Source organism: Sphingobacterium sp. SGG-5 (genome assembly GCF_011043525.1).
Taxonomy (GTDB): Bacteria; Bacteroidota; Bacteroidia; order Sphingobacteriales; family Sphingobacteriaceae; genus Sphingobacterium.
Window position 1 is genome coordinate 442,269 of sequence record NZ_JAAKGO010000002.1, and the last position, 14,313, is coordinate 456,581.

At 43.7% G+C, this 14,313-nt stretch carries 11 protein-coding genes; 2 read left to right on the top strand and 9 right to left on the bottom strand.

Features of this window, described 5'->3' with window-relative positions; genetic code table 11:
• Nucleotides 1-2 precede the first annotated feature (2 nt).
• The 3 genes from G5B30_RS04165 to G5B30_RS04175 form a co-directional block, all read right to left on the bottom strand.
• Entirely contained in the window at nucleotides 3-3,452 is a 3,450-nt protein-coding gene (locus tag G5B30_RS04165) for a TonB-dependent receptor (RefSeq protein WP_206367006.1), read from the bottom strand.
• Nucleotides 3,453-3,735: 283 nt separating this feature from the next.
• Entirely contained in the window at nucleotides 3,736-4,923 is a 1,188-nt protein-coding gene (locus G5B30_RS04170; protein ID WP_165318696.1) for a FecR family protein, read from the bottom strand.
• A gap of 46 nt (nucleotides 4,924-4,969) precedes the next feature.
• A complete protein-coding gene (locus G5B30_RS04175) occupies nucleotides 4,970-5,563 on the bottom strand; it encodes an RNA polymerase sigma factor (protein WP_165318697.1) in 594 nt (197 codons plus the stop codon).
• 297 nt (nucleotides 5,564-5,860) lie between these two features.
• Here G5B30_RS04175 and G5B30_RS04180 point away from each other — a divergent pair, with 297 nt between their 5' ends.
• Entirely contained in the window at nucleotides 5,861-6,496 is a 636-nt protein-coding gene (locus G5B30_RS04180; protein WP_165318698.1) for a DUF6266 family protein, read from the top strand.
• 5 nt (nucleotides 6,497-6,501) lie between these two features.
• On the opposite strand, the gene G5B30_RS04185 is transcribed toward G5B30_RS04180, so the two are convergent.
• The 3 genes from G5B30_RS04185 to G5B30_RS04195 are packed head-to-tail and all read right to left on the bottom strand — an operon-like array spanning nucleotide 6,502 to nucleotide 9,200.
• A complete protein-coding gene (locus G5B30_RS04185; protein WP_165318699.1) occupies nucleotides 6,502-7,206 on the bottom strand; it encodes an enoyl-CoA hydratase/isomerase family protein in 705 nt (234 codons plus the stop codon).
• Nucleotides 7,193-8,056, bottom strand: a complete 864-nt coding sequence (locus G5B30_RS04190) for a hydroxymethylglutaryl-CoA lyase (protein WP_165318700.1) — start codon at nucleotides 8,054-8,056, stop codon at nucleotides 7,193-7,195. Before G5B30_RS04190 ends, G5B30_RS04185 begins: the two co-directional genes overlap by 14 nt.
• The gene (locus tag G5B30_RS04195; RefSeq protein ID WP_206367007.1) at nucleotides 8,043-9,200 is read right to left on the bottom strand and encodes an acyl-CoA dehydrogenase family protein; all 1,158 of its coding nucleotides are present in this window, start codon (nucleotides 9,198-9,200) and stop codon (nucleotides 8,043-8,045) included. Before G5B30_RS04195 ends, G5B30_RS04190 begins: the two co-directional genes overlap by 14 nt.
• A gap of 95 nt (nucleotides 9,201-9,295) precedes the next feature.
• On the opposite strand from G5B30_RS04195, the gene G5B30_RS04200 reads away from it, so the two are divergent.
• Entirely contained in the window at nucleotides 9,296-10,903 is a 1,608-nt protein-coding gene (locus G5B30_RS04200; protein ID WP_165318701.1) for an acyl-CoA carboxylase subunit beta, read from the top strand.
• Here the strand turns inward: G5B30_RS04200 and G5B30_RS04205 are convergent.
• Genes G5B30_RS04205 through thiL form a run of 3 tightly spaced genes read right to left on the bottom strand, consistent with a single transcriptional unit; the run spans nucleotide 10,894 to nucleotide 14,311 of the window.
• Nucleotides 10,894-12,816, bottom strand: a complete 1,923-nt coding sequence (locus G5B30_RS04205) for an acetoacetate--CoA ligase (protein WP_165318702.1) — start codon at nucleotides 12,814-12,816, stop codon at nucleotides 10,894-10,896. The two genes, G5B30_RS04200 and G5B30_RS04205, sit on opposite strands and share 10 nt — an antisense overlap.
• 54 nt (nucleotides 12,817-12,870) lie before the next feature.
• Nucleotides 12,871-13,263 (bottom strand): hypothetical protein, encoded by a 393-nt coding sequence (locus G5B30_RS04210; protein ID WP_165318703.1) that lies wholly within the window; start codon nucleotides 13,261-13,263, stop codon nucleotides 12,871-12,873.
• A gap of 7 nt (nucleotides 13,264-13,270) precedes the next feature.
• Nucleotides 13,271-14,311: a thiamine-phosphate kinase gene (gene thiL, locus G5B30_RS04215; RefSeq protein ID WP_165318704.1), complete on the bottom strand. Its 1,041-nt coding sequence runs from the start codon at nucleotides 14,309-14,311 to the stop codon at nucleotides 13,271-13,273.
• Between the last annotated feature and the right edge of the window lie 2 nt (nucleotides 14,312-14,313).

Here is a 14,313-nt window from a genome sequence, read left to right on the forward strand (position 1 = left end):
TTTTAAAAATTAACACCTATGCTGAACGTATAAACGGGAGTTAGCGGATACCGGCCATAATCAATACCTATAGCCTGATTCTGCGCGCTGGCCGCATAGTCTATATAGGCACCCACTTCGGGATCATAACCCGTATACTTCGTGAAGGTGTAGATATTCTGTGCACTACCCGTGATACGGATCCCCGAAACTATTTTTTGCTTGGATAGCCAGCGAGTAGGCAGGTTATACCCCAACGTGATGTTCTTGATCCGGACAAAGGAGCCATCTTCCACCCAGCGATCGGTATGGCGAGAATGGTTGTTGCCATTTTTATCTAATGTTATCCGAGGTACAGCAGCATTTGGATCCTCCAAAACCACTTTTCCACCATCTCCGATAATCGGCTTGGCATAATCCATGGCATCAATCAAGAAGTTCTGCGACACATAAATATTATTGGGATTGGAATTGCGCTTGGCAATGTAATTATAGACGTCATTCCCAAAAGCACCTGTCAACAGGATACTCATATCAAATCCTTTGTACGAAAAGGTATTGGTCAGCCCGCCGAACCATTTCGGGAACGGGTTACCGATATTGGTTTCGTCGTATTCGTTGATCATCCCATCCGGCACACCATCCGGACCGCTAACATCTTTAAACTTGACATCCCCTACCCAGAGACCATCTTCCCCCACGGGCAAACGGTTGCCGTTATTGTCCACCGGCACCGCACTGGCATTGATCTCATCCACCGACTGGAACAGCCCATCTTCCATATAACCCCGGAATAGCCACGGTGTCTCGCCTACAGCGGCCCGCTGTGTCCAGTTGTCCATCCAGGTCGATATCCGATTAAGGAAAGCTGTTTCGGAATAAAAGCGCTCGATCTTCGTGCGGAAAGTAGAAACATTGAAGTTCGTCTTCCAGGTGAATCGGTCTGTCTCGATATTGGTCGTCCGTATGCTCAGCTCCAGGCCCTTGTTTTCCAGCGCACCGATATTAACCATCGGTGCCCCTACCGATCCGGTGCCGTTGGTGCCCAGATACCAGGGCAGCAGATTGATCATGAGCAGGTTGTCTGTATTTTTTATGAAGGCATCAAATTCCACTTCCACCTTGTTCTGGAAGAGGCCTACATTGAGGCCGATATTTTTAACGAATGTTTCCTCCCATTTCAGGTCCGGGTTGTTATAGCGCGACGCCAAGAATCCGGTACCGGTTGGTGTGGCCACCGGTGCCATTGGTGCATAGATATACGTACCCCAGCCCTGGTTGCCCGTCAGGCCGACCTCGGCGCGTAGCTTCAGCTCGCTGATGAACGGCACGTTAAAGAAGTCCTCCTGAGCCACCCGCCATGCAGCGGATGCCGAAGGGAAAGTACCCCATTTATTATTGTCTCCAAAATTCACCGAACCGTCCCGACGTACTGTCGCGGACAAAAGGTATTTGTCGTCGTAATCGTAGTTCAGACGACCCAAGTAGGATTCCATAGCCCATTCTGACGAGCCGCCCTTGTTGCTGGCCGTCAGCGGGTCACCGCCTTGCAGATCCCGGATATCATCGGTCAGAAAGCCGGTACGTCGACCTTCAAGATTCCGTCTGGCGGAGCCCTGTGCTTCATGGGAAGCCATCAGCAGCACGTTGTGCTTGCCGAATTCACGCTTGTACTCCAGGAGCTGGTTCCATCTCCAATAATTTGACAATCGGTTGGATTCTTTTAGGGAAGCAATATCATTTGCGGCCCAACCAATCTTGTATTCTGGAATATAATATAGGGCATTGGTGTACTCGTAGTTTGCATTAAAATCCGTACGGAACTGTAACCCTTTCAGGATATCAACACGCAGGTTGACACCGCCTAAAAACTGCCGGCGTACATAACTATTCTCTATGAGGTTGGCAATGGCAACGGGGTTTACCGGTGCGTTAATATTGGCACCATTAATATCGTCTCCTCCACCCCAGGAGCCATCCAGGTTTTTTACGGGGATCTGCGGGCTCAGGCGCAGTGCCGTATTAACCAAGCTCTGACTGCTGGTGGTCAGCGATTCATCCGTTTGGCTAAAGCTCAGGTTGGCACCAAGGGCCAGCCATTTCCGCGGCTTGTTGTCCAGGTTCAGACGGGTACCGTACCTTTCGAAGCCCGAGCCCTCCGCTATTCCTCCCTGATCCAGGTATTCCCCGGACAGGTAGTAGGTTGTATTGTCATTACCTCCGGAAAGGTTCAGCTGATGCTTGCCCATTATGGCATTCCGAAACAAAGCTTCCTGCCAGTCGGTACCTTCACCCAACAGTGCAGGATTCCGAAACTCCGGAACCCCTGAATCTCCAATCATAGCATGATATTCGTTGCTAACAGTAGCATACTGCTGTAGGTTTAATACTTTGCGAGGCTCTGGTGTTGTCTGTATGCTGTGGCTATAGGTATACCCCACCCGCATGGTTCCGCTCTTTCCACGCTTGGTGGTAATAAGCACGACACCGTTGGTCGCCCGGGATCCATAGATGGCCGCTGCCGATGCTCCTTTCAGTATCTGTATATCTTCGATATCCGATGGGTTGAGGCCCGCAAGGGGGTTCGCAGAACTCTGCTCGCCGAACGTTACCGACTCGCCTTGCATCTGTATACCATCGATCACATATAAGGGCTCGTTAGAGCCGTTGATCGTATTGATGCCCCGGATATTGACGGAAATACCGCCACCGGGTTGCCCGGTATTATGCGTAATGTAGACTCCAGATGCCCGGCCTTGGATAGCTTGTTCCAGCGTGGTGTTGACCGTTTGGTTTATCTGCTCGGAATTGATTGACGTCTGGGCAGTGGTAAGCTTTGCCCGACTTGTTTCTCCGTAGCCAACAACAACCACCTCGTCCAAATCACTCACCGAAGGCTGTAAGGTGACGTTAACGGTAGAAGGTTCCGTAATTGTACGCTGGACAGACTGGAAACCCAGCATGCTAAAGACCAATATATTTGTTTGGTTTGGTAATGTAATCTGATAATTTCCGGATTCATCGGTCAGTGTGATGACCAAGGATTCCTTGATAGATACCGTCACACCAGCCAGCGCATTGCCTGCCTGATCGGTTACCTTTCCCGTCACCTGCCCTTGCTGTGTTGCAATAGCCACATTTCCGCTGACAGTCTCTTCTTTCTTAGGCGATCGCGGTCTATCGATATGACTAATAGCAATCGTCTTACCTTCGATATAATAGGTCAACTGTTGAGGTGTTAACAGTTGATCCAGCACCTCTTCCAAGGGCTTGTCTTTTACATCGGCAGACACTAACATATCCGGTTTGACAAACCGGTCATTAAACATGATCAGATAGCCGGTCTGTTTTTTGATCGATACGAGTACCTCACGCAGCGGTTTCTTGTTCATCTTCAACGTAACCGTCTGTGAATAGCTGGCAGCACTGACACACAGGCAGCCCCACAATAAGAGAAACGACGTCAATTTCATAATACGCCATATTTGTTTTTTCTTTCCAACAGACCATCTGAGTATGGTGCTCTGTTCGGAAAATACGTTTATAATCATTAGATTTGTACGTTTGGGTAAATAAAAAAATCGGTTATTAAATTTTCGGTTTATCAACTGATGTTGTCCAAACATGAGGGGGAGTGTTTGCCGCACTTCCCTTATTTCGTTCTCAACGGACAGGTGTATTGTATAACTTCTAAGGTTCCATTCGCATGTTGTTTTTAAGGTTAAAAAAATGGTTAAATTCTTTATCTGTGGAAACTCAATTGACAAGCAATCTATTTCCATCGGCTAACTTGGCACGGACCGCTGATACATTCAGCAGTTTCAGTGCTTCCTGTAAAGACAGATTTCGATCCATTTCACCGGAGAATGTTTCACGCGGGATATCATCTGTATAAACAACTTCAACGTTATACCAACGTGCAAGCTGCCGTAAGACATCTTCAATAGGTGTGTGGTCAAAATAAAAACGTCCGCTTTTCCAAGCTACATATTTCTCGGTATTCACGTGTTTAACTTCCAATTGCTGTCCATGTACAACAGCCTGTGTACCGGGCAGTAGTTGTACGTGTCGTACCGTACCTTTTATATCATTAATACGTACATTTACCTTACCCTCTACTAATGTGGTTCTGACTTCAGGTTCATCCGCGTAGGAAGAGACGTTGAATTCCGTGCCTAAGACCTCTACCGTCTGCCCTGTACTCACTACCTTGAATGGTACATTCCTTTTTAATATTTTTCCTTCTTCATCCCGAATTTCACTTTTCTTTTTTTGAACCTCGAAATAGGCTTCACCATCCAAATAAACAACTCTCCCCTCTTCCGAGAATCGGGACGGATATTTCAGCGTAGTCGTCGCATTAAGCCATACCCGGGATCCGTCGGGGAGGGTGAGTTGATACGTGCCCCCTTTTGGTGTTGTCAGAACCATTTGTGCTATTTCGCCTCGGCCGTAAGTTTTATTAGAGCCAATCTCAAGTGAAGATCCATCGTTATATGTGATGTTACCGTCCCCGATAACAATTCCCTGTTGATTCTCGTCCAAGGTAACTGTCCGCCCATCTGCTAAAGTGAGCGTAGCGCGGTTACCACCCGGCATAACATCTGCTATAGTGGAATCTTCGACTACGAGCTGTCGATTGTTAGAAACTGTAAAGTAAGTGATGAAAGTAGCTGCAAGCAGGACAGCTGCAGCGTAAGGCAACCAGCGGCGTATTAATTTACGTTTATTTTTGTGTGGCCAAGATTTCTGATATACACCGGCAAGCATCCGCTCTTCGTGTTCAGCCTCGCTACGTACAAATTCTTCGCTAAGAAATACGGGATCGTCTTGGTCTCCGGCATACCAATAGGCAAACTCCTGCTCTTCCTCTGGAGTAATCGTGCCGTTTTTCCATTTTTCGGCCAGTTCATAATATCGCTTATTACGTTCGTAAGGGTGCATACTGTCGCTTGTTTATCATATAGGTCGGGCGACAGCAACTTTTCCACTACGTGTCCAATGAAAAAATTTTAAAAACCTGAAAGTAGATAATTTGTTTGGTGTAGTGGAGCCGCTGCCGGATGAGTTTATAGGCTTTCGCCAGATGGTTCTCCACCGTATTTGTACTAATACCTAATTGCTGAGCAATTTCCTTCTGGCTGTTGCCCCCTTGTCGAAGTGCATACACGATACGGCATTTTTCGGGAAGCTTATTTACAAGTGTCTCCAATCGATGCCGCAGCTCTTCGTAATCTAACCACTGTCTTGTGGAATCATCTACATGTGCATTTCCGGTTAACGTATTTACATATCGACGTCGATGCTGCTCATGTGCCATAATATCGATGACCTTGTATTTTAATGCCACAGCAAGATAAGATTCCAAACTACCTCTAATAGCCAGGGATTCCCGCCTGACCCAAAGGTCGGCAAATATATCCTGTGTAATCTCTTCGGCAATAGCCGGATCTTTCAGTTTGTTGGTGGCAACTACGAAAAGCTTACGCCAATAGCGGTTATATAACGTAGTAAAGGCCACCCTATCGCCTTCACGCAGGTGCTCCAGCAAGTTATGTTCATCGGATAACGGTGCGAGAGCCATTGATCATTCCTCTTGATTAGTCCACTAATATCTACATAATCGACGAACTTTCAAAATAGGAGGGTGTGGGATAATAGTCTATTGCCTTCATGATGTTTAGGAACTATCATTCCTATTTACAGCGTATTTATAGGGGTATTACAGGGGGTTAGTAGGGGTATAACAGGGTTAATTACCATACTATATCCCTATAAAGGGTATATAGACTCTATTAAAATGGCATTTTAATGTATTATTATATATATATTTGAGCCGAATAAATTATGTAAGTAACCTTTTACTTTAATCAGAAATATCATGGCTATACAAAATGATGGACCAAACGGACATTTTACCGGGAAAGTAGGAAGCGTGTATGGGTATGTATTAAACGGCCAAAATATAATTCGTGGTGCACGTCGTCCATCCAGTAAGAAACCTACCGAAGCTGTGCTACTGAATCGGAAAAAAATAAAAGTAGCCGCCCAATTTTTAGGTCACTTGACACCTATAGTCCGTTATGGTTATAAAAATCTTGCTCCAAAAGGAAGTCGTGTTGGCCCTGTACAATTAGCGCAATCGCATGTTTTTAAAGAATGTATAGAACTTGACGAAAACAATAATCCTTTTGTCAATCCGCAAAAAGTACTGTTATTCCGGGGAGCTCTGGCGACACCAACAGGGGGACGTATGGACAGGGAAGAAGGATCCGTAACAATCTATTGGAATGTCAATCCACAGTATACAAACGAATTCTACAAAATACACATCGTATTATATGATGTAGAAGGAGAGGTTGGATTCCTGCCCGCTGAAGTCAAAGCTTCTGCCGGAGAATGTGTTGTAACCCATCCTATTTTGCAAAGAACGACAAACCCCCTACATGTGTGTATAGCATTTACGAATGTCTATGAGGAAACCTTTTCGGACTCCGTTTATTTGGGTGTGTTATAAAAATTTTATCGTTTCAGTTTCTCCAAACAACGTAAAAGAAAGGTATACTTTTGGTCAGGGCTTATCGATGGCAGTGCTTTCATGGCCTTGAAACCGTTGATAACAGCAACAACATTCATCTCTTCAAATTTTTTCAAAAATCCGACGGTATCTAATTCATCCAGGTAACCATCGACGATACCATATGCTATAGCTTTTGCTGAAGAAAAGTAGCCTGTATCTAGGCACAGCTGCAACACCTTCTTTTCAGGCATAACCTTCAATAAGCTCGCCATGACCTGAAATGGAAAAATTCCTAAAGCTAATTCCGGCAATCGAAACCGCACGTCACGTTTACAATACACATACGTACAACCCAACAGGATCAAAAAAGCTCCTGCGATCACATCACCTTCCACGAAAGCTACAGATGGTTTGAGCAGTCGGTCAAAAACTTCACCAAGGGAGATATTTTCGTTTTCGATCGTCGGATTGGTCTTATCTAATTCCGGATGTGCAAAGGTATCCAAATCCATACCGGCACAAAATACCGGGCCTTCTGCTTTAATGATAACAACTTTTATAGCATCATCTTCGTTAGCGTCATGAAAAGCATGTGCAATCTCATTGACCATAGTCGGTGTAAATGCATTGCGCTTCTCCGGACGAGCCAAGGTCAAAATAAATCGAAAATCCTTTTTTTCTATTTTTATGTAATTATAAGTCCTCATCTTTCCGTATCAGATCTTGAAAATTTTCCATCAAATGCGTAACCTTCGTCGATTTATCAGTCCAAAACCTATCCAATAAAAGCTCTGTAGGCATATTACCGACGAGATCATCCTTGGCAAAAGGGCATCCGCCAAAACCTAAAAGGGCACCTTCAAAGCGCCGACAACCCGATCGGTAAGCCGACTCGATTTTAAGCAACGCATTTTCTACACGACTATGAAAATGGGCACTCCAGTCCAGATCGGGATATGTTGATAGCAGACGCGTAAAAAGGTCTTCTATTTGCTGCGGATCTGCTTGGGCGGTCGTATCTGCTACCGAAAAGCGCTTGATACCCAATTGCGACAACTTGTCCACCCATTCCAATACCATATCCGCTGTCCAGCTATCACCATACGGATTTCCAAAAGCCATAGATATATAAATGACCAGTTTTTGCCTGCCTGCGGACAAGATATCGCAGATATGCTGTACGCGTTGATAGGACTGTTCAATAGTGGTGTTAGTATTGCGCTGTTGAAAGGTTTCTGAAATAGAAAAGGGATAACCCAAAAAGTCTATTTTTTCAAATCTTGAGCCGATTTCTGCTCCTTTTTCATTGGCTATGATGGCTAGCAGCTTGGTATCATTTATCTTTTCTATTCCTTCCGATAGGGCAGCAGTATCTTTCATCTGTGGAACCGCTCGGGGTGATACAAAGCTTCCAAAATCAATATATTCAAAAAGATTACTCGCAATTAGATTGTTGATATAGGCAATCTTCTTTGATGTGGGTATAAAGTGTAATATTCCTTGAATGGCGTCCCGCGGACACTCTACCAGATTTACGATGGAGTTATTGACCGACATCTTTCCGTATTTCACGTGCAATGACCATTTTTTGTATCGCACTGGTTCCCTCACCGATCGTGCAGAGCTTGGCATCTCTAAAATATTTTTCAGCCGGGTAGTCTTTTGTAAACCCGTACCCGCCATGTATCTGCACACTCGCATTAGATACTTCTACGGCTACTTCAGACGCATAGTACTTAGCCATCGCACTTTCTTTGGTCACTTTTTCACCTGCATCTTTTAGGTATCCTGCTCTTCGTATTAATAGTTCGGCAGCATCTATTTTAGTTGCCATATCGGCCAGCTTAAATGACACATCCTGAAAATCGTATATTTTTCGATTGAACTGCTCCCGTTCGTTCGCATACCGTAAGGCACATGCATAGGCTCCACGTGCTATTCCCAAAGAAAGGGCGGCTATGGATATCCGACCGCCGTCCAATAGTTTTAACGCTTGAATAAAACCTTCGCCGACATTGCCGATCACCTGATCCTGATGGACACGACAATGGTCAAAAAACAGACTGGCCGTTTCTGAAGCTCGCATACCTAATTTGTTGATCTTTTTACCTGCTGTAAATCCGGGAGTACCTTTTTCGATAATAAAGGCCGTGACACCGTGATTATCTCTTTTTTCGCCTGTACGTGCCATGACGACAGTAATGTCTCCGCTGATCGCATGTGTAATGAACGTTTTAGATCCATTTAGAATCCAATAATCCCCTTCCCGGACCGCTGTAGTAGTCAGACTTGCCGCATCTGAACCGGAGCTGGTTTCTGTAAGTCCCCAGGCACCAATCCATTCGGCTGTTGCCAGTTTAGGAAGATATTTCGATTTCTGTTCTTCATTTGCGAAAGAAAGGATATGGTTACTGCATAAAGAATTATGAGCGGCCAAGGAAAGACCTATCGAACCACAGACTTCGGATATTTCTTCTAAAATGGTAATATACTCCGGATAACCCAAACCCACGCCGTTGTATTGTTCGGGAATCAACACACCCATAAATCCATATTCACCCATTTTCTTAAATAGGTCGACCGGGAAATGTTGACTTTCATCCCAGTCCATAACATGTGGTCGGATGTAAGTATCGGCAAAATCCCTCGCACTCGTGCGGATCATCCTTAATTGTTCTTCGTCCTCGCTGTAAAACGTCATATTTTTAAGTTTTACTCCCCATTAAAAACCTGCATATTCTCATAGATCAAAACAATCTGCGGATTGAAAAGTTTTAAATACGAGAAGCACGAAGTATGGAAAACCTACTTAAAATCCGTCAGATCAAATATGAAAAACTTCTTTTGGGAGGCGGGATTGAAAAGATTGAAAAGCATAAAGATAAGGGTAAAATGACGGCATGGGAGCGGATCGCTTACCTTTTGGATGAGGATAGGGCGTACGTAGAGATCGGTATATTTGCAGGTGACGGTCTTTACGAAGAACATGGCGGGTGTACCAATGGAGGAGTGGTGGTGGTCATGGGCTATATAAAAGGCCGGCTCTGCATCGTTGTATCGAACGATGCGACAGTAAAAGCCGGCGCCTGGTTTCCGATCACCGGAAAAAAGAATCTTCGGGCACAGGAAATAGCGATAGAAAATCATCTTCCTATTATTTACCTGGTCGATTCCGCTGGTGTCTATCTACCTATGCAAGACGAAATCTTTCCGGACAAGGAACACTTTGGACGTGTGTTTCGAAATAATGCTAAAATATCGGCTATGGGTATTCCGCAGATATCTGCCATCATGGGATCTTGTGTGGCTGGCGGCGCTTACTTACCTGCCATGTCCGACTATGCTTTGATCGTTGAAGGCACAGGCTCTGTTTTCTTGGCCGGTTCTTATTTAGTTAAATCATCTATCGGAGAGGTTATCGACAACGAAACACTGGGTGGGGCAAGCACACATTCCGAAATATCGGGTGTGACAGATAATACCTATCCCGATGATGAACACTGCTTAGATGCCATAAGAAATATAGTAGATAAATTCGGTGACACACCAAAATCCGTATTTTCAAGAAGTCAACCGCAAGAACCTAAGCTCGATTATACGAGCATATACACCAACTTGCCTGAAGATCGGTTAAAACCATATAATATGCTTCAGATTTTAGAAGCGATCGTCGATGAGGGATCGCTTGAAGAATACAAAAAGGATTATGGTAAAACCTTGATCTGTGCGCTTGCACGCATCGACGGCTGGGCAGTGGGTATCGTGGCAAATCAACGTGAAATGGTAAAGGTTAAAAAGCCAGGAGGGATGCAAGAAATGCAAATGGGCGGGGTCATCTATTCTGATTCGGCGGATAAAGCTGCTCGTTTTATCATGAATTGTAATCAACAAAGGATACCGCTCGTGTTTTTTCAGGATGTAACAGGTTTTATGGTGGGCAGTCGGTCAGAACAAGGGGGAATTATCAAGGACGGTGCAAAGATGGTCAATGCTATGGCCAATTCTGTCGTACCCAAATTTACATTCGTTGTCGGAAATAGTTATGGTGCGGGAAACTATGCGATGTGCGGAAAGGCTTATGACCCGCGACTGATTTATGCCTGGCCAACGGCCCAAATGGCCGTTATGAGTGGGGCTTCCGCTGGAAAAACATTGCTGCAAATACAGGAAGCAACCCTAAAAGCGAAAGGGGTTTCACTTTCCGAAGAAGAAAAAAAAGAACGTCTTTCTGCCATTGAGCAGCAATATAACGAACAATTGAGTCCTTACTATGCTGCCGCCCGGCTTTGGGTAGATGGGGTGATCGACCCCAAAGAAACCCGAAAGATTGTGTCAATAGGGATTGAAGCGGCTTCCCATAACCCGGATATTCCACGCTATAATGTCGGGGTAATTCAAGTGTAATAGCCTGCCATATTGCTCAGTTCGACATAGGCTGCTAAGCACTCGGGATTACGCATAATATCTTTAGAAACGGCTTTTTCTACTGGATAGCCTGAAAAAATCTTCCGTATCGGTATTTCGAGCTTTTTTCCACTTAAGGTATACGGTATATCTTTTACGGCATAAAAAAGATCGGGAATATGACGGGGGCTGTATTGTTTTCGGAGTTCGCTTTTTATCGTATGTACGATAGTATCTAAAAGTTGACCCGATTCTAATTGCACAAAAAGAATCATTTTGCTTTCGCCCTTTTGGTTATCCACAGCGATGACCAGACTATCCTGTATACCATCCAATGTATTGACCACGTTGTAAATCTCTGCCGTACCGATACGCACACCTCCTCTATTCAATGTAGCATCCGATCGGCCATAGATCACGACGCCACCCCGATCGTTGATCAAAATCCAGTCACCGTGACGCCATACTCCAGCTTGTGCTGAAAAATAGCTTTCCTTATACTTTTCATTCTTCTCATCACCCCAAAAGTAAAGCGGCATAGAAGGCATAGGTTGTTTAATAACCAGTTCACCTACTTCATTATAGACTTCCTCACCTTCGTCGTTTAACGCCACAATATCAGATCCCAAGGTCCGACATTGAATTTCACCTGCATATACAGGCAAATACGCACAGCCGGATAAAAATGCACTGCATACATCTGTTCCGCCACTTAATGAAATAATATGTGCATCAGGGAACTTCTGTTGTAGATTTTCAAATGTAGCTGCTGGTAAAGGTGATCCGGTAGAACCGATCACTTTAGGCTGATAATCTTTGATTTCCAAATCATGTATAGCTGAAAAATAAGCTGCACCGCCACCTAAATGCTGTACATCAGCGCGTTTTACAAAATTCCAGAAATCCGTATGATCGTGATAATGTATAGCTCCATCAAACAAGCAGAGCGTGGCACCACAGAGCAAAGCGGATAAGGCGTAATTCCACATCATCCAGCCGGTAGTTGTATACCATAAAAAGTTATCTCCGACTTGCACATTCTGGTGAATAGCCAACGCTTTATAATGCTCTAAAAGATTTCCTCCTGTACTATGGGTAATAGCTTTAGGTTTACCTGTAGTGCCTGAAGAATATAAAATCCATATGGGATGCGAAAACGGAACTTTGGTAAATTTTAATGCCGTGGGATTGTAATCTAAAAATATACGCTCAAAATCAAAGGAATGTACATCTACAACAACTTCTAAGGTCTTAATATCTTTTTGTAATTGCTTTAAAGTTTCTTTTTTTGAAAAAGTCTTCCCGTTATATTGGTAGGAAGTTTCGATAAATAAAACCTTTGGCTCTATCTGGCTGAATCGGTCTAAGATACTTTTGTCTCCAAAATCCGGCGAACAGCAGGACCATATGGCACCTAAGGAATTCACCGCTAAAAATAGGACTATGGTTTCAGCTGTATTATTTAAGACGCCAACAACCCGGTCTCCTTTTTTAACACCTTTTTCCACAAGAAACTGTTGAAGTACACTTACTTTGTCGGTCAACTCCTGCCAGGATACCTCTACATATTCGTTTGTTTCGCTGCCATATTTTAACGCCGGTCTTTTTGGATGAGCCTGTTTAAAAATATGTTCGGCATAGCTTAATGAAATTCCATCAAACCAACGGGCGGCTATAAAGGTATCTGATCCCTTTTCTTCTGTTAGTGCCTGTTCATAAGTACCCAGAAAGTCTATATTAAAATACGTCAGAATGGCTTGCCAGAAATCTTCAGATCGAGCTATGGACCATTGGTAAAAGGCCGTATAATCTAAAAAACATCTGTTGTACGCCTGTTCAACATAGTGTTGGAAACTATACAGTATAGAAGATTTAATATACTGCTCAGAAGGTATCCAGATAGGCTTTTTCATACCATTTATATATGACTATCAGCCTAAAGGTAAGAAAAAGGAAAATGATTAGGATTATATATTCGCTTGAAGTTTACCCTCTGTATCTATTTCTAATGGAAATTCCGTCATCTTAATTCCGAAAGCATTATAGATTCGAAGCTTAAACTCCATTCCATCTTTTATAAGCTTTTTACATTCGGGATATTTTTGATCGACCTGCGTCAAAATGGCAGACAATTCATGGGTATACGGTTCACCGAAAGTATCGTTTTTGGTATTAAAGATGAAATCCAGACTTACGGTTCGTTTATCTAAACTGTATGCCTTGGTATGCTTTAAAGTCGCATTCGAAATGGCTTCCTTATTTTCATTATACGCCGTTACAAGCTCATAAACCCTGGCTTCTTTATTTTTGCAAGCTGTAAAAACGAGAGGAAGGAGGATCAACAGAAGAAATTTATTCATTTGTATTTTATTTTTTTAAAGAATTCCAACCTTGGGCTTTTATTTCATGTACATTTCCTGATTTGGAAATCATTTGGCAACCGGCCGAAGCCTCGGTTATGTAGCCAATGATGGAAATATCCAATTGACCTTTAAGTTTATCGTGATCAGACTGAGGAACGGTAAACAACAATTCATAATCTTCGCCACCGCTCAGCGCACATACTGTAGGATCTAAACCAAATTCACGAGCTGTTTCGTATGTCATAGGATCGATCGGTATTTTATCTTCATACAATTTACAACCTACGTTGGAATCTTTACAGATATGCAGGATCTCCGAAGCAAGCCCATCAGAAACGTCGATCATAGCGTTCGGTTTCACGTGCAACTCTTCCAGCAATTCCACAATGTCTTTCCGTGCTTCGGGTTTCAGTTGGCGCTCGACAATATAATCCTTACCCTCTAAATCGGGTTGAATATTTGGATTTTCTAAAAATATCTGCTTTTCACGTTCCAAAAGCTGCAAACCTACATAAGCACCACCTAAGTCACCGGATACACACAATAGATCACCTTCTTTCGCGGTAGAGCGATAGGCAATTTTATCTTCATCTGCATAGCCAATACTGGTGACCGAAATCACCAAGCCTTGCGTAGAAGAGGAAGTGTCTCCACCGACGAGATCGACATTGTATTTCTTACAGGCAATCAATGCACCTTCGTATATCTCTTCGATAGCTTCTAAAGGAAATTTGGAAGATAGTCCGATGGAAAAGGTAATCTGCGAGGCTATTCCGTTCATTGCATAGATATCGCTGAGATTGACTTGGACCGCTTTATATCCCAGATGCTTCAAAGGAACATACCGTAAATCAAAATGAACATTTTCTAACAGCAGATCGGTAGAGATCAACGTCTTCTTGTTGGAGAAGTCCAAAACAGCTGCGTCATCACCAATACCATTTACCGTGGATTTTTCGGTGAGTACTATGGCTTGTGTCAGATGCTGGATCAAGCCAAACTCTCCTAATTCATTTATATCCGTTTTTTCTATGTTATCAAACATCT

Bases quoted from the DNA above. Each gene is read 5' to 3' on its own strand.
- G5B30_RS04185 (WP_165318699.1), bottom strand. From the start codon at position 7,206: ATGAGGACTTATAATTACATAAAAATAGAAAAAAAGGATTTTCGATTT.
- G5B30_RS04175 (WP_165318697.1), bottom strand. From the start codon at position 5,563: ATGGCTCTCGCACCGTTATCCGATGAACATAACTTGCTGGAGCACCTG.
- G5B30_RS04205 (WP_165318702.1), bottom strand. From the start codon at position 12,816: ATGAAAAAGCCTATCTGGATACCTTCTGAGCAGTATATTAAATCTTCT.
- G5B30_RS04165 (WP_206367006.1), bottom strand. From the start codon at position 3,452: ATGAAATTGACGTCGTTTCTCTTATTGTGGGGCTGCCTGTGTGTCAGT.
- G5B30_RS04195 (WP_206367007.1), bottom strand. From the start codon at position 9,200: ATGACGTTTTACAGCGAGGACGAAGAACAATTAAGGATGATCCGCACG.
- thiL (WP_165318704.1), bottom strand. From the start codon at position 14,311: ATGTTTGATAACATAGAAAAAACGGATATAAATGAATTAGGAGAGTTT.
- G5B30_RS04180 (WP_165318698.1), top strand. From the start codon at position 5,861: ATGGCTATACAAAATGATGGACCAAACGGACATTTTACCGGGAAAGTA.
- G5B30_RS04210 (WP_165318703.1), bottom strand. From the start codon at position 13,263: ATGAATAAATTTCTTCTGTTGATCCTCCTTCCTCTCGTTTTTACAGCT.
- G5B30_RS04200 (WP_165318701.1), top strand. From the start codon at position 9,296: ATGGAAAACCTACTTAAAATCCGTCAGATCAAATATGAAAAACTTCTT.
- G5B30_RS04170 (WP_165318696.1), bottom strand. From the start codon at position 4,923: ATGCACCCTTACGAACGTAATAAGCGATATTATGAACTGGCCGAAAAA.
- G5B30_RS04190 (WP_165318700.1), bottom strand. From the start codon at position 8,056: ATGTCGGTCAATAACTCCATCGTAAATCTGGTAGAGTGTCCGCGGGAC.